22 protein-coding genes and 1 tRNA gene are annotated in these 22,584 nt (G+C 58.2%); 8 read left to right on the top strand and 15 right to left on the bottom strand.

Annotation, left to right across the window (positions count from 1 at the left end; translation table 11 throughout):
- Window positions 1-2: 2 nt before the first annotated feature.
- Together K3J57_RS11115 and K3J57_RS11110 are read right to left on the bottom strand one after the other, a co-directional pair.
- Window positions 3-275: a hypothetical protein gene (locus K3J57_RS11115; protein WP_259795894.1), complete on the bottom strand. Its 273-nt coding sequence runs from the start codon at window positions 273-275 to the stop codon at window positions 3-5.
- A gap of 297 nt (window positions 276-572) precedes the next feature.
- Window positions 573-878, bottom strand: a complete 306-nt coding sequence (locus K3J57_RS11110) for a helix-turn-helix domain-containing protein (protein ID WP_259795891.1) — start codon at window positions 876-878, stop codon at window positions 573-575.
- Between the two features lie 20 nt (window positions 879-898).
- On the opposite strand from K3J57_RS11110, the gene K3J57_RS11105 reads away from it, so the two are divergent.
- The gene (locus tag K3J57_RS11105; RefSeq protein ID WP_259795888.1) at window positions 899-1,288 is read left to right on the top strand and encodes a hypothetical protein; all 390 of its coding nucleotides are present in this window, start codon (window positions 899-901) and stop codon (window positions 1,286-1,288) included.
- 212 nt (window positions 1,289-1,500) lie between these two features.
- Window positions 1,501-2,580, top strand: coding sequence for a hypothetical protein (locus K3J57_RS11100; RefSeq protein WP_259795883.1), 1,080 nt, complete (start codon window positions 1,501-1,503; stop codon window positions 2,578-2,580).
- 193 nt (window positions 2,581-2,773) lie between these two features.
- On the opposite strand, the gene K3J57_RS11095 is transcribed toward K3J57_RS11100, so the two are convergent.
- Window positions 2,774-2,851 (bottom strand) — tRNA-Arg (locus tag K3J57_RS11095).
- A gap of 500 nt (window positions 2,852-3,351) precedes the next feature.
- Between K3J57_RS11095 and K3J57_RS11090 the strand changes: the two genes are divergently transcribed.
- Together K3J57_RS11090 and K3J57_RS11085 are read left to right on the top strand one after the other, a co-directional pair.
- Window positions 3,352-4,722 carry an efflux RND transporter periplasmic adaptor subunit gene (locus tag K3J57_RS11090; protein ID WP_259791816.1) on the top strand — a complete coding sequence of 457 codons (1,371 nt, stop codon included), beginning with the start codon at window positions 3,352-3,354 and terminating at the stop codon, window positions 4,720-4,722.
- Window position 4,723: 1 nt separating this feature from the next.
- A complete protein-coding gene (locus K3J57_RS11085; protein WP_259795878.1) occupies window positions 4,724-7,864 on the top strand; it encodes an efflux RND transporter permease subunit in 3,141 nt (1,046 codons plus the stop codon).
- Window positions 7,865-7,935: 71 nt separating this feature from the next.
- On the opposite strand, the gene K3J57_RS11080 is transcribed toward K3J57_RS11085, so the two are convergent.
- The 10 genes from K3J57_RS11080 to fabA all read right to left on the bottom strand — a co-directional run bounded on the left by K3J57_RS11080 (window position 7,936) and on the right by fabA (window position 17,342).
- Window positions 7,936-8,364, bottom strand: a complete 429-nt coding sequence (locus K3J57_RS11080; protein ID WP_259787057.1) for a MerR family transcriptional regulator — start codon at window positions 8,362-8,364, stop codon at window positions 7,936-7,938.
- Window positions 8,365-8,473: 109 nt separating this feature from the next.
- Window positions 8,474-9,217: a 1-(5-phosphoribosyl)-5-[(5-phosphoribosylamino)methylideneamino]imidazole-4-carboxamide isomerase gene (locus tag K3J57_RS11075; RefSeq protein ID WP_259795876.1), complete on the bottom strand. Its 744-nt coding sequence runs from the start codon at window positions 9,215-9,217 to the stop codon at window positions 8,474-8,476.
- A gap of 203 nt (window positions 9,218-9,420) precedes the next feature.
- Window positions 9,421-10,503, bottom strand: a complete 1,083-nt coding sequence (locus K3J57_RS11070; RefSeq protein WP_259795874.1) for a zinc-binding dehydrogenase — start codon at window positions 10,501-10,503, stop codon at window positions 9,421-9,423.
- 95 nt (window positions 10,504-10,598) lie between these two features.
- Window positions 10,599-11,405: a 3-oxoadipate enol-lactonase gene (gene pcaD, locus K3J57_RS11065; protein WP_259795871.1), complete on the bottom strand. Its 807-nt coding sequence runs from the start codon at window positions 11,403-11,405 to the stop codon at window positions 10,599-10,601.
- Complete coding sequence (locus tag K3J57_RS11060; protein ID WP_259791807.1) at window positions 11,402-12,598, bottom strand: endonuclease/exonuclease/phosphatase family protein; 1,197 nt, start codon at window positions 12,596-12,598, stop codon at window positions 11,402-11,404. Before K3J57_RS11060 ends, pcaD begins: the two co-directional genes overlap by 4 nt.
- Window positions 12,595-13,575: a threonine ammonia-lyase gene (locus K3J57_RS11055; RefSeq protein WP_259795869.1), complete on the bottom strand. Its 981-nt coding sequence runs from the start codon at window positions 13,573-13,575 to the stop codon at window positions 12,595-12,597. Before K3J57_RS11055 ends, K3J57_RS11060 begins: the two co-directional genes overlap by 4 nt.
- Window positions 13,572-14,411: an alpha/beta fold hydrolase gene (locus tag K3J57_RS11050; RefSeq protein ID WP_259795867.1), complete on the bottom strand. Its 840-nt coding sequence runs from the start codon at window positions 14,409-14,411 to the stop codon at window positions 13,572-13,574. Before K3J57_RS11050 ends, K3J57_RS11055 begins: the two co-directional genes overlap by 4 nt.
- 264 nt (window positions 14,412-14,675) lie before the next feature.
- Window positions 14,676-15,464, bottom strand: a complete 789-nt coding sequence (locus K3J57_RS11045; protein ID WP_173484976.1) for an enoyl-ACP reductase FabI — start codon at window positions 15,462-15,464, stop codon at window positions 14,676-14,678.
- Between the two features lie 78 nt (window positions 15,465-15,542).
- Window positions 15,543-16,772, bottom strand: a complete 1,230-nt coding sequence (gene fabB, locus K3J57_RS11040) for a beta-ketoacyl-ACP synthase I (protein WP_259791802.1) — start codon at window positions 16,770-16,772, stop codon at window positions 15,543-15,545.
- Between the two features lie 60 nt (window positions 16,773-16,832).
- Entirely contained in the window at window positions 16,833-17,342 is a 510-nt protein-coding gene (fabA, locus tag K3J57_RS11035; RefSeq protein ID WP_173485582.1) for a bifunctional 3-hydroxydecanoyl-ACP dehydratase/trans-2-decenoyl-ACP isomerase, read from the bottom strand.
- Between the two features lie 203 nt (window positions 17,343-17,545).
- On the opposite strand from fabA, the gene irr reads away from it, so the two are divergent.
- Complete coding sequence (gene irr, locus K3J57_RS11030; protein WP_055190229.1) at window positions 17,546-17,962, top strand: Fur family transcriptional regulator Irr; 417 nt, start codon at window positions 17,546-17,548, stop codon at window positions 17,960-17,962.
- Window positions 17,963-18,195: 233 nt separating this feature from the next.
- On the opposite strand, the gene K3J57_RS11025 is transcribed toward irr, so the two are convergent.
- The gene (locus K3J57_RS11025) at window positions 18,196-18,624 is read right to left on the bottom strand and encodes an FKBP-type peptidyl-prolyl cis-trans isomerase (RefSeq protein ID WP_055190227.1); all 429 of its coding nucleotides are present in this window, start codon (window positions 18,622-18,624) and stop codon (window positions 18,196-18,198) included.
- Window positions 18,625-18,776: 152 nt separating this feature from the next.
- Complete coding sequence (locus K3J57_RS11020) at window positions 18,777-19,646, bottom strand: hypothetical protein (protein ID WP_259795865.1); 870 nt, start codon at window positions 19,644-19,646, stop codon at window positions 18,777-18,779.
- Window positions 19,647-19,913: 267 nt separating this feature from the next.
- On the opposite strand from K3J57_RS11020, the gene miaB reads away from it, so the two are divergent.
- The 3 genes from miaB (at window position 19,914) to K3J57_RS11005 (ending at window position 22,438) form a co-directional block, all read left to right on the top strand.
- The gene (gene miaB, locus K3J57_RS11015) at window positions 19,914-21,251 is read left to right on the top strand and encodes a tRNA (N6-isopentenyl adenosine(37)-C2)-methylthiotransferase MiaB (RefSeq protein ID WP_259784607.1); all 1,338 of its coding nucleotides are present in this window, start codon (window positions 19,914-19,916) and stop codon (window positions 21,249-21,251) included.
- A gap of 288 nt (window positions 21,252-21,539) precedes the next feature.
- The gene (locus K3J57_RS11010; RefSeq protein WP_259784606.1) at window positions 21,540-22,079 is read left to right on the top strand and encodes an OmpA family protein; all 540 of its coding nucleotides are present in this window, start codon (window positions 21,540-21,542) and stop codon (window positions 22,077-22,079) included.
- Window positions 22,076-22,438, top strand: coding sequence for a hypothetical protein (locus K3J57_RS11005; RefSeq protein ID WP_259795862.1), 363 nt, complete (start codon window positions 22,076-22,078; stop codon window positions 22,436-22,438). The genes K3J57_RS11010 and K3J57_RS11005 overlap by 4 nt, the downstream gene beginning before the upstream one ends.
- The last annotated feature ends 146 nt before the right edge of the window (window positions 22,439-22,584 follow it).

Raw genomic sequence — 22,584 nt, 5'->3', positions numbered from 1 at the left:
CTTCAGGAGGTTTCATCAGGTTCCTCAGGCTTGCTTCCCGAAACAATTTTAATGCCGTCTGTCTCCACCATGAAATATTTATCGCCATTCTCTGGTCGATAGCTCGCACTGAATCCGTTCTTCTTCTTAGCGAACCCAGAACCTTTGATGAACGCGTTCTCTTTGCGCAACTCTGATGGCGTGACCTCCCCAGACTTAAGTCTGGCTTCGTCCCGGGCTCGGCTGAGCGCCTTCTGCTTAGCGCGATCAGCAAATTTGAAGGTTTTTTGCTTCATGTAAGCACTATATTGCAAAAGGGGGGTGTGAGCAGCATCAGTTCACGCTCCATAAATGTCTGAGTAGAGCCAGCGGATCTCGCGTAGCAGCTTGCTCGCCTAACTGAAAGCCGAGGCAAAGGCTGACATTCGCTGCACCCTCGACAAATGGTGGGAATGAGCCGCTCACACTACACTGCTTGAGAAGCCTCATCTGTGACAAGTCAATTTCATCGGTCGATTTAGCGGTATGTTTGTATTACCCAAAACAATCCCATTTCGAAGAAATGAAACTGATACTTTGAAACCTTCAAAAAACTAACGAGGAATTTCTACCAGAGGAAGCGAAGCATGCCTCCGCAAATGATCCAGAGGATTTATTGAAAGAGCATGAGCCCATGCACAAAATTCAAGCACATCAAGGCGCCGTTCGCACAACTCAACCTTGGCTACAAATGATGGTGGACGCTTTAGTGCTTTTGCAAGTTCAACCTGGGAAAGTCCCCTTTCGGCTCTTGCGGCTACCAGTGCGTCGATCAGTTTTTTGTATTCTTTAGTGTGAAGCGTGCCAGCCATTGTGCCATCCAAGGTATGGACACCTTCAATAGCGATGACTATTTTCACTCCCAAACTGGGAGTGACTAATGCAGCCTAAATATGCTTGGATTGACCACCGCTGGCACGAGGATTGCTGGCTCGAAGTCTTTAGAATGCGCTTCTGCGGCTGGCTTCCAACGGAGCTCGCCACCAAAGCGATAGATAATGGTCTTTTCCACAAGATTCACACGAGAGATCAAATCTATTTGGAATTGAGCGAAAGAGCACACAATCTAACCGATCTGGCAGAATATGTTGGGGAGAGTGATCAAAACTGCATAATGCTCGCCAATGTTCTGCGCACAAAGGGTTTCGAAGAAAGCTGGCTTCAAATCAGAGAGCGGAGCCAAGGATTATTTCTCGAAGAAAGCCTAATTTTTCCGACAAATTTTCGGAAGAAGATACTAAACGAGGTAGCTTCACTGGATAGGTCCTGAAAGATTGTAAAGGCTGAGATAACCAATTCACACCAATACACAAACATGAGCGGCCGAGAATTACACCTTGTTGCAAAGGAGAACCTCGATACAAATCCCCTCTTGGCGTAGACAAGGAGAATATGATCCTTGATGCAGGCGGCAGTCCGCATTGGACTTTGAGTTTATTGGTGATTCTTGCGCGACAAGATTTCGAAAACAAATAACTAAAGATGACTCGCAAATTGAAGACACGAAGAGGCAACACAAAGATCTCCATACAGGCCAAGACCGCTGAAAGAAAAGTAGCAGGCTGGCCTGTATCTGATACGGACGAAAGGCCGATCAAGAACCTTAATGGGAAACCGTCAAAAGAGATTAGAGACCACCAACCGACGGCTTTCTTCAAAGATATCAATCAATACTGGAGGCGCACTGATACCAATATTGATATCGAATTCGATAATCTATGTGCGGCAACGCATGCGCACATTCGAAGATCAATTCTATCAAACGAAGAAGTTCTGGTCTTTCACGATCGTGTTCCAGATTGGGTTCATATGGCTGGCATCGAACCAGAAAGTCGTGTGACTAAACAACAATTTGAAAAACTGTTGTCCAGCTCGAAACCAGACCCAATACTGCACAAATTTGTTTATCTGCAGGATGTCCAAGGTCTGTTGACAAATTTGCAGCGAACCAGCGCGCAGATTTGCCAGGTGGTTGGTGAATTCTACGGAATTCTGAATGACTGTGAACCTTACGTGTATCAGCGAAAAGAGAAAACTGGGCTTCGCTCTTCAGCGTCCGCAGAAACTGCGCTTTTGCATGCCCACTTGGAGACGGTTTTTGTCCGTATGAGAAGCCTTTTGGACTACTCTGTAAAGCTGGCACTTGAGGTTGAGCGCGTTGAAAGGGACTACTCAAAAATGCTGAAGTTGAGAGGGGCGTCTAAACAATACGGTGACAAAAAACTGCTCAAAATGGATAATACAAAGGGCACACTATTCCAGAAAGACGAGCTGATCTGTCAAGTTAGCTCAATTAGAGATCGGATTGTCCATGATGGACACCTGGACATCAGTGCTCGCATTTATGAAAGTTTCAAACGGCACCGCTTGGTTGAGCGGTTTGTATTGATTCCGGATATGTCTGAGGGCCGGTTCGAAGTCTACAAAAACCGGACAAACTTCTATGGGCGCGACACCAAAATCAACTTAACGCTCCCTGAGACTTTTGATGAGTTTTATAGACGGCTGTTCAAAACGGTTGGCTTGATACACGATAGATACGCATCTCAAAAACTGAAATAGAGAATTGATCAAAAGCTATTGGCGGCACCCAATGCTGTTGATCAAGTATAATAGCGAGGCTGCTCGTTTTCTGCCTGCGAAGAAACTTCGCTGGAGGAAACCCTGCTTGCGAACAGCTAATTATCCAGAAATGAAGGGAATTAAATCGTTTTGCCCTGCCAACTTCTACACTCGACATTCAACGAAAGAAGGTTGGCGAGCCGTGGAGGACTCGAACCCCCGACCTGAGAATTAGAAGTTCCCTGCTCTAATCCAGCTGAGCTAACGGCCCGCACTTCTCTCGGGTGTATCAGCCAAATCTCGTATATTGTCAACTTGGTATGGAAAATGGATTCCTACCAAAAAGAAACTCCCTGTTTCCAAGGACTTCGAGGATGTGGTAGGTGGTAGGGTGCTATTTCTGCTCTATCCAGTTGAGCTACGGGGCCGCAGAACGGTCATCTGACCGCATGTAATACTCTCATTGCTTTGCAACATCATGAAATCATTAGGGTAATCTTGAGAGGGCGTGTTTGGCGCCCCCCGTCGTCTGCCCGGTTTGATCTGCCATTGCGTTGCTGCAGGGCCGGTGTAGCAGATCCGAATTTCGCTGAAAAGCGCCTTTCGGACCGGGGGCATTGTGGGACGGGAATTTTGAGGGTCCCGCGGCCAGAAGTGTTTCTGCAGGGCGCATGAATGGGTGATGGAAAATATTCCGAAAATGGAATATCTATGCGACGGAACCCCAGCGCTGCCACGTTTGAACAGATGCGCCCCTTTCGGAGAAAAGATATGAACGTCAAACCCCTGTTGATCCTCCCGCCTCTGGCCCTCGGTATCGCGGGTTTTCTCTGGATGACATCTGGTGCCCCCAAGCAGGTGAAAGAGGCCCGTGAACATGCGCTGGCCGTTCGGGTGTTGGAGGTGACTGAACAAACCGTCACCCCGTCCACAATCGCATATGGGCGGGTGAAGGCCGCGCATAGCTGGTCCGCGCTGGCAGAGCTGTCCGGGCGTGTGGTGTCTGTGTTGCCTGGGCTTGCAGAGGGCAAGATGATCCGTGCGGGGCAGGTTCTGGTTGAGATTGACGCCACCGATTACCAGATCGGTCTGAGCAAGGCAGAGGCCAATCTTGGGGCCGCGCAGACACAGCTTGCACAATTGCAGCGCGAAGAGCTTAACACCCAGCGCAGCCTGGCGCTGGAGACAAGCAAACTTGCCATTGCCGAAGCTGAGTTCGAGCGGGTTCAGGCGTTGGTCAAACGGGGCGCCAGCACCGAAACAGCACTGGACAACACCCGGCGCAATCTGCTGGCCCAACAGGCGGCCACCACCAATCTGACCAATGCGCTGGAGCTTTACCCAACCCGGCGCCAGACCACCGAAGCCACAATTGCCATCCGTGAGGCGGAGGTGGCCGAAGCAAAGCGGGCCTTGAGCAAGACCCGCATCCTCGCCCCTTTCGATGGGCGCGTGACCAAAGCGGCGGTTGAACTGGGGCAGTTTGCCCGTTCCGGTGACGTTCTGGTGACACTTGATGGTGTGGAAGCGTCTGAAATTACGGCTGAAATTCAGCCGAGGTCCTTGGCGGGTCTGATCGAAAATGCTCTTGGAGAGATGCAGGCGCTGGACCTGCAGGGGGTGCAGGATGTTCCCGTTGCCCTGTTCGAAAAGGCAGGCGTGCGGGCGGAGGTTTCGTATCCTCATGCGGAGGATCTGGACCCCTGGCCGGCCGAGATTGTGCGGTTTCGCGGCAGCCGGGATAGCCAGACCGGTGCCATGGGTGTTGTGGTGCGTGTGACCGACCCGACCCGGCTGTCGTCTGAGGCCACCCGCCCGCCCTTGACCACGGGCAGCTTTGTCGCGGTGCGTTTCAGTGCAGCCCCCCGCCATAATGTTCTGGCGGTGCCGCGTGCGGCCCTGCATCAGAACGATGATGGATCGGCGCTGGCCTATATGGTGGACGCGGACAGCCGGTTGGAAATGCGTCCGGTCAGCCTGGGGGATGTGGTTGGACCGGATGTGATCGTGACCTCGGGCATGGCGCCGGGGGACCTGTTGGTTCTCAGCGATCCCCGCCCGCCGGTGCCGGGGCTGAAACTGACCCCGGTGCGGGAGGAGAGCATCGTGACGGGTGCGGACCTGACGGAAGGGGACCAGTAACATGATCCGCTTTTTCGTACGGCATCCGGTGGCCGCCAACCTGCTGATGGTGGCGATCTGCATCCTCGGGATCGGCATGATCTCATCAATCGAACGCGAAACCTTTCCTGAGTTTACCGCCTCAACCGTTGGGGTAAGTGCGATTTACCCCGGTGCCTCGGCGCGGGATGTGGATGAAAATGTCTGTGCGCCGATCGAGGATGCGCTGATTGGGGTGGAAGGGTTGGAGGACCTGACCTGCCTGTCTGTGGCCGGGCGGGCCAATGCCACGGCGGAACTGGTGGAAGGCGGCGATCTGACCCAGTTTTTCAATGACATCTTTTCTGCCGTGTCCGGCATCACCACCTTCCCGTCAGATGTGGAAACCCCCGCGGTCGAGGTGCTGGCCCGGTCCGACGTGGTGGCGATGATTGCGGTGTCCGGTCTGCCGACCCGGGCAGCCCTTGCGGATTATACCGATGGGCTGGCGGACCGTATTCTGGCGCTTCCGGGTGTGTCCCGGGCCAGTGTGTCCGGGATTACGGATCGCGAATTTCAGGTCGCGTTTGACGAGGCGACCCTGCGCCAGCATGGCTTGTCGAGCAGCGATATCACCGGTGCGCTCACCTCGCGCAGCCTGTCGCGCCCGTTGGGGGATGCGGAGCTGAAGGCCGGGTCGATCACACTGCGCTATGCGGATGTGCGCCGCTCGGTGGCCGAGCTGGAAGATCTGATCGTGTTGCAGACCAGCGCGGGGGGCGTGGTGCGCCTGGGGGATATTGCCACGGTCATGCTGAGCGATAAGAACCCGGATATTTCCTCTTATATCAATGGGGTGCAGGCTGCGATCATCACCTTCTCGAAATCCAAGGAGGATGACAGTATCCGGGTTTACAACGCGGTTGAGAAACTGCTGGAAGCTGAACGGGCGGTCTATCCCGACACGCTCTCCCTCAGCGTGATTGCCAACAATACAACCGAATTGAACGAGCGTCTGGCACTGATTGTCAAGAATATCGCCATGGGGCTGGTGCTGGTCTTTGCCACCATGTGGTTGTTTTTCTCGATCCGGGAAGCCCTGTGGATTTCCGCCGCCCTTCCGGTGTCGTTTCTGGGCAGCCTGTTTGTCATGAGTGTGTTCGGGATCACCATCAATATGATCACGCTTGTCGCGCTACTCATGGCGGTGGGGCTGATCATGGATGATAGCATCGTGATTGCGGAAAACATCGACAATTGGCGGCGGAAAGGGGCCAGTGCGACCGAGGCTGCCTGGCGTGGCACGGTTGAGGTGATGCCGGGTGTCGTGTCATCCTTCCTGACCACGGTGGCGGTGTTTGGGCCGTTGATGTTCATGACCGGGCGGCTGGGTGTCATCCTGAAATTCATCCCGACCGTGCTGCTGATCACGCTGGCCCTGTCTCTGATCGAAGGGTTCCTGATCCTGCCGCATCACCTGAGCCATGCAGGCGGGGATGGGCCAGAAGGTCATGAAAACCGGCGGGCGGCGCAGATGCTTGAACGGTTCAAGGAAGGGGTGGTCCTGCCGGTGGCCGGTTGGCTTGCCAAATGGCGCTATGCCACGCTGGGCAGTGTGATTGCGCTTTTGATGCTGGCCCTCAGTCTTGTGGTTTCAGGCACGATCAAGGTGATCCCGTTCCCCTCATCCGAAAGTGACACGATCATTGCCAGGGTGGCGCTGACCGACGGGATTGCGCGTGAGCGCACCATTCAAACGGTCGAACAGCTTGTGGCCGGGCTGACCAGGGTGAATGCCGATCTGAGCCCGAACACACAGGGGCAGGCCCCTCTCGTGGATCGTGTGCTGGTGGAATATGGCACCAATTCAGAGGTGAAGAACAACGGATCAAACACCGCCACGGTGACGGTGGACCTGTTGCCCAGCTCGCAGCGCAATGTCGCGGCAGATGATGTGGTTGAGGCATGGCGGCGGGCCACGGGGCCAATGCCGGATCTGGTGCAAAGCAGTTTTGCGCAATCGGTTCGCGGACCGGCCGGGGCGGATCTGGATGTTGAGCTGCGAGGCCATGACCTGCACCAGCTGGAAACCGCCGCGTCTGAGCTTCTGGCCCGTCTGCTGGAACGAGAAGACGTGATCGAAGCGCATCAGGATCTTTACGGGGGGCAGCAGGAATTGCAGTTTGCGCTGACCACCTATGGCTATGCGGTGGGGTTGACGCCGAAGATGCTGTCAGACCAGCTGCGCGCCGCCTTCGAGGGGGCAGAAACCGACAGTTTCCGCGTCAACCAGTCGAACCTGACCGTCCGGGCCCAATTGTCCGAAACGGTGCAGACCCTGTCCGAGCTGGAGCAGTTTCCGATCCGGCTGGCAGGGGGCGAGCAGGTCGCGCTGTCCTCGGTGGCCGAGATGAAGATGACCCGCGGCTATCCGGTGATCTCGCGCAAAAACGGCATGGCAATGGCGCGGCTGACCGGCCAGATTGACGGCAGCAAGGTCACCTCGGCGCAGATTTCCAAAGTGGTGACGGATGAGCTTGGCCCTGCTCTGGTGGCGAAATATCCGGGCATTGAGATCGGCATCGGCGGGGCCACGGAAGAGCAGAACAAAAGCCAGTCCTCGCTGGGCAAGCTGATGGGGCTGGGATTGATCGGGGTTTATATGATCCTTGCGTTCCAGTTCCGGTCCTACGCGCTTCCGCTGGTGATCATGGCTGCCATCCCCTTTGCGCTGGTTGGGTCTATCCTCGCCCATTGGGCGTTGGGGCTGGCCATCGCCATGCCATCGATGATCGGGTTTGCCTCGTTGTCGGGGATTGTCGTGAATAACTCGATCCTGTTCCTGACCTTTTTCCAGACCCATCTGGAGAAAGGGGATTATCAGAAGGCGGCGCTGAATGCGGCGCGGGCGCGGTTCCGCCCCATTCTTCTGTCCACGCTGACCACTTTTGCCGGGTTGGTGCCGATCATTTTCGACAGCAGCCCTCAGGTGCAGATTCTGGTGCCGCTGGTGGTCTCGGTGGCTTTTGGCCTGTTGGCCTCGATGGTGATGGTGGTGCTGGTGTTCCCGTCCCTGATTTCGATCTATTTCGACTGGGCCTCACTTGAACGTTGGACCCGCGCCTTTGACAAAAGCAGCGCGGATGAGGCGCTGGGTGTTGCCGGGGAGAAGCCCGAAGGGTGACGTTAGATAAACGCGACAAGAAAGGCCCGGTGCGGGGCCTTTCTTCAATGCGCTTCAATATGTTGAGAGGATCACGCGCCGATCTCATCGTGATTGGTCAGGCATTCGGAATGGTCACGCAGCACTTCGATCACCCGACAGTCCCCGGTTCTGCCATGGCCGCAATCTGAGACCATGCGGGCCAGTTCCTGTTCCAGCGCCTGCAACCGCGCGATGCGATTGCGCACCTGCTCTAGCTGTTGTTGGGCGATATGGTCGGCCTCAGCGCAGGGCAGGGTCGGGTGATCTGCGAGTTCCAGCAGCGACCGGATCGCCTCAAGCGAAAAGCCAAGCTGCCGTCCGTGGCGCACAAAAGACAGGCGGTCGAGGTCACCCTGATCATATCGCCGTTGCCCCCCCGCGCTGCGCCCGGGTTCTTTCAACAGGCCGATCTGTTCGTAATAGCGAATGGTCTGCACCTTGGTGCCGGTCTTTTTTGCCATGGTGCCGATGGTCAGCATGGGGGTCTCCTGCTTGGGTCTGCTGGTCAGAAAACCACAAAGTTCGACAATGAAAAACCCGGCATCTTTCGATGTCGGGCTGATCTTGGACTGAATGCTCACACCCCGGTCAGATGAATTCTGCCTTGGCGGTTGCTTCCGGCTTTGCCACGGCCAGCGCCTCGGCCAGGTCCACGCTGCGGTCAAACAGGGCACGACCGATGATCGTTCCCGAGATATGCGGCACATAGTGCAGGCGGGACACGTCGTCGATGTCGTTGATGGTGCCGCGTGCAATCACGGGTGCATTGGCCTCGCCTGCCAACTGAGTGATCAGGGCAAGCGTATCCTCGGCGTCTCCGATATCGGCGTCGATATCGGTGATGAGGATTGCGGCCAGCGGATCGCCCTGAAAGCGGGCCAGAAAGCTTGAGGCGTCAAAGGCGGATTTGTTTTTCCACCCATCGCTGACAACTTTGCCTTCAAAGACATCCACGGCCAGAATGATCTGGTCCGGGTGCAGGCGGGCTGCCTCTTTCACGATATCCGGCTGATAGACGGCGAGCGAGCCGACAATAATGCGCGCCGCGCCATGGTCAATCCACTCAGCGATCCGTTCCAAGGTCTTGAAACCGCCCCCGACCTGTACCGGGATGCCCACCGTGCGGATGATCTCACGGATGATTTCATCATTGCGGTAATCGCCCGACATGGCGTCGAAGTCGGTGATCTGGATCGCTTCGGCCCCCGCTTCCGCATATTCCTGCGCGCGTTTAACCGGATCGACATGCCAGATCTGTGGCTCTTCGGTGCGGCCGCGATAGAGGCTGACACACCGTCCTTCAAGCAATTCGATCAACGGGTAAATCTGCATGGGCATCTTCCTTTCCAAAACTCGTGTATCGGGTTCACCCACAACAGGCGCGATTTTCGCCTGCGCGTCGGATTGGAAACCGACTGGAAATAGGGCGAAACAGACAGTTTCACCTTGGGGGAGGGTCAGGAGAGTGTAGCAGAGAAACCTTGCGCGGGCGAATTCGGGGCGCCGGGTGGGGTGCCAGAGGGTGATTCCCCGTCTCAGAACACGATCACATTGCGCCGCGCGGTCCCGGTTCTGGTATCTGCGATGGCGTCGTTGATCTCTTCAAAAGACCAGCATCCTGAAATCAGTTCGTCGAGTTTCAACCGCCCCTGCCGGTAAAGCTCTACCATCCACGGAATATCGCGCGAGATCACGACGTCGCCCATATAGCTGGCCTGAATGCCCTGCCCAAGCACGCCCATCACCACCGGTTCATATTGGGCCTTTTCACCGGAATGCGGCAGGCCCACCGCGATGATCCGCCCGCCGGGGGCAAGAAAGCGATGGGCGCTGTCATAGGCGGGAATGGCCCCAACGGTGACAAATACTGCATCCGCGCCCCCTCCTGCCGCTTTATAGGCCGCTTTCCACGGGGTGGGATCGCTGGCCAGAACGGCGGCTGTGGCGCCGAACTCTCGCGCCATGTCGAGCTTTTCTTCGCTCATGTCCACTGCGGTGATATGGGCGGCCCCAGCCAGTCGGGCACCCTGAATGGCATTCAACCCAACGCCACCGGCCCCGATCACAACCACGTTTTGCCCCGGACGCACGCGGGCGGTGTTCACCACCGCCCCGATCCCGGTGATCACGCCGCAGCCTAGAAGGCATCCGACCTGTGACGGGATGTCTTCGGGCAGCTTCACAACCTGCGCCGCCCCCACCACCAGCTTTTGTGCAAACGCGCCAGTGTCGAGCCCCTGCGCCAGCGCCGTGCCATCCGCGCAGGAAATTGGCCCTTGGGTCTGGTCATAGCGTTCCGTGCAGCGTGTGGGCTGGCCGGAACAGCAGGGCGTGCAGCTTTGGCACGACCGGATCAGCGTGACCACCACCTTGTCCCCAACCTGGAGCCCTGAGACCTCTGCCCCAACTGCCGAGATGCGCCCCGCGGCTTCATGGCCATAGACCGCCGGTAACGGGCCGCCCCAGGCGCCATCCGCATATGAGATATCCGAATGGCAGATGGCCACCGCTTCGACCGTCACCTCCACCTCGCGCGAACCGGGTGCGCGCAGGGTGATATCTTCGATCACCAGATCCTTGCCGAACTCATGGCAAATGGCGGCTTTGACTGTCTGCATCTCACGCTCCCTCGCGGTGTTTTCAATACTGTGCAAAGGGGGCGGGCAGGGGGCAAGGGAAATGGGCGTGACGTGGTGTCACGATCAGCGTGGGGTCAGATATGTTTGGTGATATGCAGGAAATCCACCAGAGCTTTGGCATAGGCTTCGGGTTGCTCGATGGGTGACATATGCCCGGACCTGCGGATCAGTCTGAAATCTGCGCCGGGGATCAGATCCGCCAGCTCGCGCACCAGATCGGCGGGGGTGGATCCGTCTTCGCTGCCCGCTGTGACCAGGGTGGGCAGGGTCAGGCGCGCCGTGCTTTCATAAAGATCCGTTTCGGCAATCGCCCCCATGCAGCCAAGGTAGCCCGCCAGCGGGGTGGCCTGCATCACCTCGGCTGCACGCATCACAAGCTCGGGATGATCTCGATGGGTGCTTCGGGCAAACCAGCGCAGCATGTTCTGGCCGATCACGGCGGCAATCCCGCCCCGGCGCAGCTCCTCCATGCGGGTGTCCCACAGGGCGGGGGTGCCGATCTTGACCGCGGTGTTGGACAGCACCAGCGCGCGCACCAGATCTTTGCGTTCCGCTGCCAGACCCTGCGCGATGATCCCGCCAATTGAGATGCCGACGAAGGTGCAGTCCTTTACCCCCAGCCGATCCAGCGTGGCAGCCGCATCCCTGACCAGATCCCCCATCGGGTAGGCATCGCCCTGTTCCGCGGGCGGGCAGGGGCTTTGTCCATGGCCGCGCATATCCATACGGATCACCCGCAGCCCATCTGGAAGCCGCGGCAACAGCGCGTCCCACATGGTCAGATCCGCCCCGAGCGCATGGGAAAAGACCAGCGCGGGGGCCTCACGCGGGCCGGTGTCGGTGGTGAAAAGCGGAACGGGGGCCTCTCCTGGCAGGATCATCTGCCACCTCTCAGCGTAAGATGGGCCATGATCTGACCGTGATCCGAAGCGAGCTTGTTATATGGCGCCTCGGGGTGAGAGCCATCGGTGATGTGATCGTTCAGCACGCTGAAATAGGTCATGTCGGCAATCCGATCATCATTGTCCGGGTGAAAATCACGGCTGAGGAAAATCTGGTCGATGCTTTCAAACACACCGCCGAAGCTTGCCGTATAGACCATGTCGCGCAGGGATTTTCGCACAAAGAGCTTTTCCGCCGAATGCAGCCGCACCTTCTCGATCGCGTCGGTGATGGCGGCGCTTTCGTCACGCGAATAGCGGTCATTTGCGGTCTTTGCATCATGGCGCAGCATCCAGGCATAGTTCTTGAACGGGACCTCTCCGGCGATGATTTCAGAGCTGACCGAGTGTTCGCCATCGTTGAAATCGCCCAGAACCACCACCGGGTGGCCGGCTGTGATTTCTTCCACCACCAGTTTGCGCAGCACCCAGGCTTCGGCCATTCTGCGCATGGCAGAGCGAGCCGCCCCCAAGGCCCGAGATACGGGATCATAGGCGGTGAGATCTGCTTCGGGGGCAAATTCAGCGCCTTCCGGGCGGATAAATTCACCCAGTTTGGATTTCAGGTGGCAATTGAACAGGGTGAGGGTCTGCCGGTTCTGGCCCTCTCCCACAGGGATCCGCACCTTGAGGATCGGGCGGGACAGACGGGTTAGCCGGAACATTCCGCCACCCTCCCCAAACGGGACGTCCAGCGGGGTATCCAGATCCTGAATAACTTCCGGCTGGCCGACAAAGCCGAACCGTGACAGCACCGCAAGCCCCGGTCGCCGCGCGCCGGGAGCACCGTCATTAGCGTTGGGGGCAAAGGCGATATTGTCGATGCTCCAGGGATCAACTTCCAGCCTGCGGAAAATCGCTTTCCGGTGATAGCGTTTTGAACGGTCCGGGATGGTGGCGGCGTTCAGCGCGCCCGCCCGCCTGTTGGCCTCTTTCACCACATCCAGCAGGGCATCCTTTTCAAACACTTCCTGAAAGCCGATGATATCTGCGTCCAGAGACAGCATCTGGTCGGCCATCCAATCCCGTTTCCACGCGTATTCTTCCGGGGTGTAGGACAGGAAACGATAAAACTCCTGATCCGCTCCGATCAGGTTTTTCACGTTGAACGAGGCAATTGTGAAGTCGGTCATTGGTCAAGATACTCCAGGGCACGGGTAAAGATTGGCACATCCACATTGCCGCCCGTGGCGACGACAAACACGCTGTCCCCCTCAAGCGTGCCGGGGTGAAACAGGGCGGCGGCAAGGGCGGTGGCCCCGCCCGGTTCCAGAACAATTTTCAGATGATGAAAGGCCAGAGCCATGGCGTGCAGGCACTCTTCTTCGCGGACCACCAGACCGGGGCCGCAGAGGCGTTGAATGATTGGAAATGTCAGCGCCCCCGGTTCGGGGGTCAGGATCGCATCGCAGATGGATCCAGAGAGTTGGGTATTGCGCTGAACCGTTCCACTGGCGAGGGACCGGGCAATGTCGTCAAACCCGTCAGGTTCGACCGGGCGCGCCCGCATTCCGGGCGCATCATGTTCCAGCGCAAGGGCAATCCCCGCCAGCAATCCCCCGCCACCTGACGGCACCAGCACCTCGGCCGATGCGGCATCCAGCGGGCGGGCGGCATTGGCGATTTCAAGCCCAACAGTGCCCTGACCCGCGATGACGCGCGGGTTGTCATAGGGCTTGATCAGGGTAAGCTCGCGTTCCTGCGCGATTTGCGCGCCAATTGCATCGCGGTCTTCGTGCGCCCGATCATACAGAACCACCTCCGCCCCAAGGGCGCGCGTGCCATTGATCTTGGCGGTTGGCGCATCCGAGGGCATCACGATCACCGCAGGGCATTGGTGGGCCCGTGCCGCGCGCGCCACCCCCTGCGCATGGTTGCCCGAGGAATAGGCAATCACGCCCAGCTCTTTCTGAAGATCCGATAATTGCGAAATGGCTGCCCATGCACCGCGGGCCTTGAAGCTTCCGGTTTTCTGCAGGTTCTCGGCCTTGACCAGAACTCGCCGCCCGGCAATGGCATCCAGTGCGGGTGAGGACAGGATCGGGGTTTGCCGGACATGACCTGCCAAGCGGCGGGCGGCTGCGCGGATATCATGAATGGAAACGCTCACGCCGCGCGCTCCTTCATGTCATTGATCCAGTCCTGAATGACGATCAGGGCTTCCGGCTCGTCCAGAAAAGGCACATGCCCTCGATCCGCCACATGGGCATAGCGCAGCGCCGGAATGCGGCGGCGCATTTCCGCAACGGTTGCATCTGTCAGCAGATCGGAATTTGCGCCGTGGATCAGCGCCAGCGGTAGCCCCGCAAAACAATCATATAGCGGCCAGAGATCGGGCATCGGTTGCGCCCCCGCCTCCTCTACGGCGTTGCGCAGCGCCGGATCATAGCGGTTTTCCCAGCGCCCTTCGCAGTTTTCATAAAGGTAGGAAACCTCCTCTTCCCAACGCGTGTCCGGGACATTGTGAAACCCTGCCTGCTCCATCGCCGCCTTGCGCATGGCGACAATCGACCCAAAGGCACGCCAGGCCGGGCGACGGCCGAGATAGGACATGATATAGGTCAGTCCCGCTGGGTCGAGATCAGGACCGATATCGTTCAGACAGACCCCCAACAACCGCTCCCGCACGGTTGCTGCCAGACCCATCGCAATCAACCCGCCGCGGGAGGTGCCCAAAATGGCGGCTTTTTCAATCCCCAAATGATCCAGCAACCCCAACGCATCCTGCGCTTCCTGCGGAATGGTATAGGTCGCGTGAGGGGCCCAGTCCGACTGGCCGCGCCCCCGGTAATCCATGCGGATCAGGCGTATGTCTTTCAGATGTGGGGCGAGAAAGTTGAAGTCGCTTGAATTGCGCGTGAGTCCCGACAAAGCCAAGACCGGCAGGCCGTCCCCCTCGTCCCGATAGGCTATCTGTACGCCGTCTGCCGCCTGAAATCTCTGCATCACCACCTCCTGAAACCTTTGCCGCACCAAAGCATGGAACCTGACAAGGGTCCACACTCCTCTCCTCCCCTTGCGTCAAATATCCCGGGGTGAGGCGCCACTTGCAAAGTGGCGCTGAGGGGCAGAGCCCTTGCCGAGGCATAGCCGAGGCCACCGCAAGCCCGACGCGCCCCCGGAGGGGTGATAATAGGTGCAGGCCAGTTCACACCTTGCAAGAAAAAGGCCACCCGAAGGTGGCCTTGCAACCCCATTGTCCGGGTGTAGTCACAGGTTGTCCGGCTGCGGCATGCCCAGAACGTGAAACCCGCTGTCCACGGTGATAATCTCACCCGTGGTGCAATTTCCGTAATCCGAGGCAAGGTAAGCTGCGGTGCCCCCCACGGCCTCCAGCGTTGCGTTCTGGCGCAGCGGTGCATTGGCCTCGGTGTGGCGGAAGGTCTTGCGCGCCCCGCCAATGGCCGCACCCGCCAGTGTTTTCATCGGACCGGGCGAGATGGCGTTCACGCGGATACCATCGGGGCCAAGGTCATTGGCAAGATACCGCACCGACGCTTCCAGCGCCGCCTTGGCAACCCCCATCACGTTGTAAAACGGCGTCACCCGGTTCGACCCGCCATAGGTCAGCGTCAGGATCGTGCCGCCATTGGTCATTTTTGGGGCAACGCGACGCGAGACTTCGATCAGGGAATAACAGCTGATATCCATCGAGTTCTTGAAATTCGCGCGCGAGGTGTCGACAAAACGCCCCGTCAGCTCGTCCTTGTCGGAATAGGCAATCGCATGGACAAGGAAATCAATGCTGTCCCATTTGGAAAACAGGTCGTCGAAGCCCTTGTCCAGGGCTGCGTCATCCGTCACATCCATGTCGACCAGCAGGTCGGACCCGACGCTGGCGGCCAGCGGCGCCACGCGCTGCCCAAAGGCCTCGCCCTGATAGCTGAAAGCCAGCTCCGCGCCCTCATTTGCCATCGCCTGCGCAATGCCCCATGCGATCGACCGCTGGTTGGCGACCCCCATGATGAGGCCCCGTTTCCCTTGCATCAATCCCGCCATATCTTGCTCCTTAAATCCGGCCCTCCCTGCCACGCCATTTCACGCGATCTGAAGGGCCTCTTAATACAGGTTCTGAAATCAGTCCTTGAACGTGCTCAAAATCATCGAGCCATTGGTGCCGCCAAAGCCAAAGCTGTTGGTCATCACACTGTCCAGACCAGCGTTTTCAACCAGCGAGGTTGCAATCTCGCCCTCATTGATCGCCGGGTCCAGATTTTCCACGTTGATCGACGGTGCAATAAAGTCATGTTTCAGCATCAGGAGGCAGTAGACGGCCTCTTGTGCGCCGGTGGCGCCCTGGCTGTGGCCTGTCATGGATTTGGTCGAGCTGATCGGCGGTGTCGAGCCTTCCCCAAAGACGCGGCGCACGGCTTCCACTTCGCCCACATCGCCAACCGGGGTCGAGGTGCCGTGGGCATTGATATAGCCAACCTTGCGGCCCTCGGGCAGCATGTCCATGGCCAGACGCATGGCGCGTTCACCGCCTTCGCCGGACGGGGCCACCATGTCGTGACCATCCGAGGTCGCGCCATAGCCGGTCACTTCCGCATAGATCTTCGCGCCGCGGGCTTTTGCGTGCTCAAGCTCTTCCAGCACCAGAATGGCCCCGCCCCCACCGATCACGAACCCGTCGCGGTCGGCGTCAAACGCGCGCGAGGCTTTCTCGGGTGTGTCGTTATATTTCGATGACATGGCGCCCATCGCGTCAAACAGACACGAAAGCGTCCAGTCCAGCTCCTCACCACCGCCTGCAAACATCACATCCTGTTTGCCCAGCATGATCTGCTCTGCCGCGTTGCCGATACAGTGCAGCGACGTCGAGCAGGCCGAGGTGATCGAATAGTTCACACCCTTGATCTTGAACGCGGTCGCGAGGTTGGCGGAAATGGTTGAACCCATGCATTTCGGAACCGCAAACGGCCCGATCCGCTTGGTTGCGCCGGATTTCAGCGCGGTCTGGTGGGCGGCAAACATCGCGCTGGTCGACGGGCCGCCGGAACCTGCCACTAGGCCGGTGCGCGGGTTCACCACGTCGTCTTCGCCAAGACCGGCATCTTCGATGGCCTGGCTCATCGCGATATGCGCGTAGGCGGCACCTGGCCCCATAAAGCGCAGCGTGCGTTTGTCCACATGTTCCGTGATGTCGATATTGGGCATACCCGCAATCTGGCTGCGGAACCCGTGCTCCACCATATCCTGATTTGCAGTGATGCCGGATTTCCCGGCTTTCAGCGAGGTCAGAACCTCTTCGGCATTGTTCCCGATGGCCGAGACGATGCCCAGACCGGTGACGACTACACGACGCATATGCGCACTCCTCTGATTGCCCCGAAGCCTCGCAAAGCTCACCAGGGCAGGGTATTGGGGTCAGCTCTCGGAAAGAGCCACTTTCATGTCTTTGACCTGATAGATCACCTCGCCATCGGCTTCGACGATCCCGTCAGCCACACCCATGGTCAGGCGACGGGTCTGGATCGCCTTGGTGAAGTCGATCTTGTAGGTCAGCATCTTGCGATCCGGGCGCACCATGCCGGTCAGCTTCACCTCTCCGACACCCAGCGCATAGCCACGCCCCTGCCAGCCGCGCCAGCCCAGGTTGAAGCCGGTCAGCTGCCACAGACCGTCAAGGCCAAGGCAGCCGGGCATGATCGGGTTGCCGGGGAAGTGGCAGTCAAAAAACCAAAGGTCCGGGGTGATGTCGAACTCGGCCAGAACGTGGCCTTTGCCATGCGCCCCACCGTCGCCGGAAATCTCGGTGATCCGGTCCATCATCAGCATGGGCGGTGCCGGAAGCTGCGCATTGCCGGGGCCAAACAGCTCTCCGCGTGCGCATTTCAATAGATCTTCCTTGTCAAAGCTTGTCGGATAGTCCGCCATCAGCCGCCCCATATCTTGTGTCATTTCATCCCCTCTCCTCTATCATCCGCGCCAAGGCGGACGCAAGGGCAGGGCGCATGCAAGCCCCAGAAAACCGGGGTCCGGGGCGGACATTTCCAGGGCGTTTATAATGCACATGTAAAAAAACATGGAAACCCGCGCAAAGCCCCCTTATATTACGGTCCACGAAACGGATCCGAGTCATGAACGTCACAGCATCCCCTCTTGAAGAAACCTGGCTGGCCAGTGCCGGCCTGCGCCCGACGCGGCAACGCCTGTCTCTTGCCAATCTTCTGGTGGGCGACGGAGAACATCGCCACGTCACCGCAGAAAGCCTTTACGAGGCGTCTCGTGAGAGCGGTGAGAAAGTGTCCCTTGCGACCGTCTACAACACGCTCCGGGTCTTTTCGGAAGCAGGCCTTCTGCGCGAAATCACCGTAAACGGTGCGCGCAGCTATTTTGACACCAATGTGTCAAACCACCCTCATTTCTTCTGGGAAGACACGGAAGAGCTGATGGATGCGCCGGCTCAGGACCTGAAAATCGCCAGCCTGCCAGACGCGCCGAAAGGGGCTGAAATCAGCAAGGTTGATGTGGTCATCCGGCTGCGCCGCAGCTGAGCATTCAACACCACACACAGTCACGCACCGCGCCACCTGTAACGTGTTTGCCTGCCTATAGGGCTGGGCGGGGCCGCTTATCCCATTTTCTGTCAGAAATATCCCGGGGTGAGCCGCGCACGCGGCGAGGGGCAGAGCCCCTCAAAAGGCTCACGACGTGAGCCACCGAGCACCTGCCCCCCTTCGCCGATACCCTTTTCAGGTCGCGCAGAGGGGCAAGATCAGGGCGTGTATCAGCCGATGGATACAAGTTCAAAATCGAAGATCAGGGTTTTGCCCGCCAGCGCGTGGTTGGCGTCCAGCGTGACGCTCTCCTCGGTCAGGGCGGTGACGGTCACCGGGATCGGTTGCCCCTGCGGACCGGACATTTGCAATTGCAGCCCAACCTCCAGCGGAATCTCGGCCGGGATATCTGAGCGCGGCACATCCATGACAGCCTGATCGTGGCGCGGGCCATAGGCTTCTTCCGGGGCGATGGTGACTTTTTTCTTCTCGCCAACCGTCATGCCGGGCAGTGCCTTGTCGAGACCGGGAATGATCATGCCGGATCCCACGGTAAATGACAGCGGGTCCCGCCCTTCGGAGCTGTCAAAGACAGATCCGTCTTCCAATGTGCCGGTATAATGAATGGCGACCTGTGCGCCGGATGTGACTTCCGTCATGAAAACCTCTTGATGTCGGGGGGGGGATGAATGGATGAGGCCCTTACGTGTTTCGCAACGGGTGCTCAAGATGAGGGGGCAACCCTAAACAAATAGGCTGCAAAGTAAACCACCTGCGCGGAAATGGGTCTCTTTCGAAATGCGTCGTCGCGTCAGAACCACTGCCCCGGTTCCATCAACCCCAGATCCAAAAGCTGCTGGGAGGACCAGTCGAATTCGGTGGAGTTGTGCCATTTGAAAGTTTCGATATCGAAGGTCGAGCCCGGATTGGATTTCAAGGCTTTCGCAGTGCGGAAACTGGCGATCGCGGTTGTGATGTTGTTGTGCCAGGGGCAGGCGTAGGTGTTATATTCTTCATCGTTGAAGGTGTGATCTGCGCGCATGGTAAGCCCCGGTTTGGCGCGAAACAGGGCAATTCGGTCAATCTTTCGGCGGGGGCCCGGGATATGCTCTTCAAACCGCCAGCGCAGCCCGCCAAAGAAATCCAGTTGCCGTTCCTTGGGGTGGCCCTCATTGTCCGGGTCCGGGCGACCAAGCGCGTAATAGCCGGATCTGTCCAGCCAAGCATGTTCCAGAGAGACCGCGTCGGGATAGGTTTCCAGATCATCCGCATAGAGGTCAACGACATAGGTCAGGACTGAGTTGCGCCGTTCTTCTGTCTGGAAGGACAGTAACTCACCGATCGAGCGGGTTTCACAGAACGGGTGAAACAGGTATTCGGCATTGAAGCAATAATAGAGCCAGACCCCCGGCGCAGATTTGATCACCGCGTTCACGGCGTCCACCATGGCATTATCGTGCGAAATGTCGAAATCGATCCGGTGGATCAGGTCGGACAGGCTGGGTGGCAGGCTCAGTTGCGTAGGTGCAAAAACAAGAAGCGATTTGAAACCGGCCAGATGGTGATGGCGAATGGTGCTTTCCACTTCGACCAGATCTTCGACAAAGATCATGCCGATGGGCCCTTTGGCCAGGGCCGCAGGGGTGGAGGTCAAGAACTCGTTCAGATTGGCGTAACGCATCAAAGGCTCCCCAAAGGCTCCCAGTCGGCCACCTGACGCACAGTCTGGGGGCGCCCGGTTAAAAAATCACGAAATTGCGGGTATTTGCAAGGGGGCGTGTTGAGGAGATGGGGCTTGCGACGGGTCAAGCGGCGGGGCGTGGGGATGGGAGAGGTGCGATCGTGAACGCGCTGGGCGTTGCAGCGCGGGGCGCTTTTGTGTAGGAGAGCGCCTTGACCCCGGCGATGATCCAACGTCACGCCAACCAGACCCATCGGGAACGCCATCATGTCCGACCAGAAAACCGATCCGAAGAAACTCTTCATCCGCACCTATGGCTGTCAGATGAATGTCTATGACAGCGAACGCATGGCCGAGGCGCTGGGCGCGGATGGCTATGTGCAGACGGACAGTGCGGATGATGCGGACATGATCCTGCTCAACACCTGCCACATCCGCGAAAAGGCCGCCGAGAAAGTGTATTCCGAGCTGGGCCGCTTCAAGGGGCTGAAAGCAGAAAAACCGGACCTGAAGATCGGTGTGGCGGGCTGTGTTGCCCAGGCCGAAGGGGAAGAAATCATGCGCCGCCAGCCGCTCGTGGATCTGGTGGTTGGCCCGCAGACCTATCACCGCCTGCCTGCGATGATGGAGCAGGTGGCCAAAGGGGAAAAGGCGCTGGATACCGAGTTTCCGGAAGAGGACAAGTTTGAACACCTGCCCAAGCTGCGCGGCACCAAGGCCCGGCGCAATCCGGCGGCGTTCCTGACCGTGCAGGAAGGCTGTGACAAGTTCTGCGCCTTCTGCGTGGTGCCCTATACCCGCGGGGCCGAGGTCAGCCGCCCGGTGGAGCGGATCCTGCGCGAGGCCAATGAGCTGGTCGAACGGGGCGTGCGCGAAATTACCCTTCTGGGCCAGAATGTGAATGCGTATCACGGACAGGGGCCGGATGGCGACTGGTCGCTGGCGCGCCTGATCTGGGCATTGAATGACGTGGACGGGCTGGAGCGGATCCGTTTCACCACGTCACATCCCAACGACATGGAAGAGGACCTGATTGCCGCCCATGGGGAATGCCGGAAGCTGATGCCTTACCTGCATCTGCCGGTGCAATCAGGGTCTGACAAGATCCTCAAGCGGATGAACCGCAGCCACACTGCCGAAAGCTATCTGCGTCTGATCGAACGGATCCGGGCGGCACGTCCCGATATCCTGATCTCCGGTGACTTTATTGTCGGTTTCCCGGAGGAGGATGATCAGGATTTCGAAGACACGATGGCGCTGATCCGCGAAGTGAAATACGGTCAGGCTTTCAGCTTCAAATACTCAACCCGCCCCGGCACGCCGGCTGCGGAACGGGCGCTGGTGGATGATGATGTTGCATCGGAACGGCTGTATCGTCTGCAGGCTCTGATCACCGAACAGCAGCGCGAAGTGCAGGATGGTATGGTAGGCCGTGAAGTGGGCGTTCTGTTCGAGAAGCAGGGTCGGTTTGACGGGCAGATGGTGGGAAAATCCGACTATCTTCATGCGGTGCATGTCAAAGGTGAGGTGGGCGTTGGTGACCTGCGTCGCGTGAGAATCACCGAGAGCGGTCCCAATTCCCTTGCGGGTGAGCTGGTTGACTAGATCGCGGCTGGTTTAGGGTTCAAAAAGCAACAGTTCGGCTGGCTTTCGGGTATTGTGTTGAAAAGAAACACAATACCTTGGGGAAACCCCTTTGTTGTAAACACAAAATTTGCTAAAATCTCTTCTAATAGGGAGTAAATTTGGCTGTCCGCTTCGTATGGTTTGCAGGTCGTTTTGTGCTTTTTTGAAGGGGGCGCGCCTGTGTTTGACCCGCGTTGCCATGCCAATCTGTTAAATGGAAGAGGGATAGTGGTGACGTTTCTTCGAAAAATTTTCACAGGTGCCGCCATGGCCTCAGCGGTGACGCTGGGTCTGGGTTCCGCGCCTTCGCTGGCTCAATCAGCGCCGCCGGTCTATGGCAGCGTGAACTGGGGTGTCTGGGTCGATCACGATGGCTGCATGCATTGGTGGGCCGATGGTGGGCTTGAGGGCTACATGCTTGACCGGGTGGATCCGAAAACCGGCAAACCCGTCTGTCTGGCCAAGAACACGTGCCTGGTGGAAAATACCGATACGCTGTTTGCAACCGACAGCGCACGTCTGACGAGCTCGGGCCGTAAGCGTCTGGAGCAGTTTTTCTCTTCGTCGGACGCCTTTGGGTATGGCATATACGGCCACACCGACAGCCGCGCATCGGACAGCTACAATATGCGCCTGTCCAAGCGTCGTGCCGCAGCCGTGGCCAAGGTTGCCCGCTCGGTCGGGGCCGTGGTCGAGCGTGAGATCGGGTTTGGCGAACGTCAGCCGCTTGTGCCCAATACCTCTGCCGCCAATATGCAGAAAAACCGCCGCGTCGAAGTGGTATGCTATACGTGGGATGACAAATGATGGTGAAATCTTCTTTTCCGCTGGTGATGGGGGTTGTTGTTCTGGTGCTGTCCGGTTGTGTGGGGGGCGATGGGCTGCAGCAATATAACGGCAATCCAAACGCAATTATCGCAACCAGTCAGGACCGCGGCAGCGACAAGGTGTCGATTGCTGACGGTCATGCCGCCATCGTTTATGATCCGGACGGGTGTCAGGGCTGGATGATTGATGACGGGGTTGAGGGGTATTCCGGGCGTCGTTTCGATCCGAAGTCCGGTCTGCCGATCTGTAACAAGAAATACCCGCCGGGCACTGTGATTGGGCAATATCAATCCGATAGCCCGGGCATCCGGGACTATGTGCCGAGCAATGGCAATTGACCGGAATGGTTGTAGAATTTGCAAAAAGAAAGGCCGTCGGGTTTCCGGCGGCCTTTTTGTGTCAGGTTCGTGAAGAATGCGTGAGAGGGCTTGCACTCTTGCCCGGCTCTCGGCACACTTTCAGGTAGGACACACGCTAACGGAGA

This window comes from Aliiroseovarius crassostreae, assembly GCF_025137635.1.
GTDB classification, from domain to species: Bacteria; Pseudomonadota; Alphaproteobacteria; order Rhodobacterales; family Rhodobacteraceae; genus Aliiroseovarius; species Aliiroseovarius crassostreae.
This window is presented reverse-complemented; position numbering and strand designations above follow the sequence as displayed.

Bases quoted from the DNA above. Each gene is read 5' to 3' on its own strand.
- K3J57_RS11070 (WP_259795874.1), bottom strand. From the start codon at position 10,503: ATGCAGACAGTCAAAGCCGCCATTTGCCATGAGTTCGGCAAGGATCTG.
- K3J57_RS11025 (WP_055190227.1), bottom strand. From the start codon at position 18,624: ATGACGGAAGTCACATCCGGCGCACAGGTCGCCATTCATTATACCGGC.
- K3J57_RS11100 (WP_259795883.1), top strand. From the start codon at position 1,501: ATGACTCGCAAATTGAAGACACGAAGAGGCAACACAAAGATCTCCATA.
- K3J57_RS11045 (WP_173484976.1), bottom strand. From the start codon at position 15,464: ATGGCGGGATTGATGCAAGGGAAACGGGGCCTCATCATGGGGGTCGCC.
- fabB (WP_259791802.1), bottom strand. From the start codon at position 16,772: ATGCGTCGTGTAGTCGTCACCGGTCTGGGCATCGTCTCGGCCATCGGG.
- K3J57_RS11075 (WP_259795876.1), bottom strand. From the start codon at position 9,217: ATGCAGATTTACCCGTTGATCGAATTGCTTGAAGGACGGTGTGTCAGC.
- fabA (WP_173485582.1), bottom strand. From the start codon at position 17,342: ATGGCGGACTATCCGACAAGCTTTGACAAGGAAGATCTATTGAAATGC.
- pcaD (WP_259795871.1), bottom strand. From the start codon at position 11,405: ATGATCCTGCCAGGAGAGGCCCCCGTTCCGCTTTTCACCACCGACACC.
- miaB (WP_259784607.1), top strand. From the start codon at position 19,914: ATGTCCGACCAGAAAACCGATCCGAAGAAACTCTTCATCCGCACCTAT.
- K3J57_RS11005 (WP_259795862.1), top strand. From the start codon at position 22,076: ATGATGGTGAAATCTTCTTTTCCGCTGGTGATGGGGGTTGTTGTTCTG.
- K3J57_RS11090 (WP_259791816.1), top strand. From the start codon at position 3,352: ATGAACGTCAAACCCCTGTTGATCCTCCCGCCTCTGGCCCTCGGTATC.
- K3J57_RS11010 (WP_259784606.1), top strand. From the start codon at position 21,540: ATGGCCTCAGCGGTGACGCTGGGTCTGGGTTCCGCGCCTTCGCTGGCT.
- K3J57_RS11060 (WP_259791807.1), bottom strand. From the start codon at position 12,598: ATGACCGACTTCACAATTGCCTCGTTCAACGTGAAAAACCTGATCGGA.
- K3J57_RS11105 (WP_259795888.1), top strand. From the start codon at position 899: ATGCAGCCTAAATATGCTTGGATTGACCACCGCTGGCACGAGGATTGC.
- K3J57_RS11085 (WP_259795878.1), top strand. From the start codon at position 4,724: ATGATCCGCTTTTTCGTACGGCATCCGGTGGCCGCCAACCTGCTGATG.
- K3J57_RS11020 (WP_259795865.1), bottom strand. From the start codon at position 19,646: ATGCGTTACGCCAATCTGAACGAGTTCTTGACCTCCACCCCTGCGGCC.
- K3J57_RS11080 (WP_259787057.1), bottom strand. From the start codon at position 8,364: ATGCTGACCATCGGCACCATGGCAAAAAAGACCGGCACCAAGGTGCAG.
- irr (WP_055190229.1), top strand. From the start codon at position 17,546: ATGAACGTCACAGCATCCCCTCTTGAAGAAACCTGGCTGGCCAGTGCC.
- K3J57_RS11050 (WP_259795867.1), bottom strand. From the start codon at position 14,411: ATGCAGAGATTTCAGGCGGCAGACGGCGTACAGATAGCCTATCGGGAC.
- K3J57_RS11115 (WP_259795894.1), bottom strand. From the start codon at position 275: ATGAAGCAAAAAACCTTCAAATTTGCTGATCGCGCTAAGCAGAAGGCG.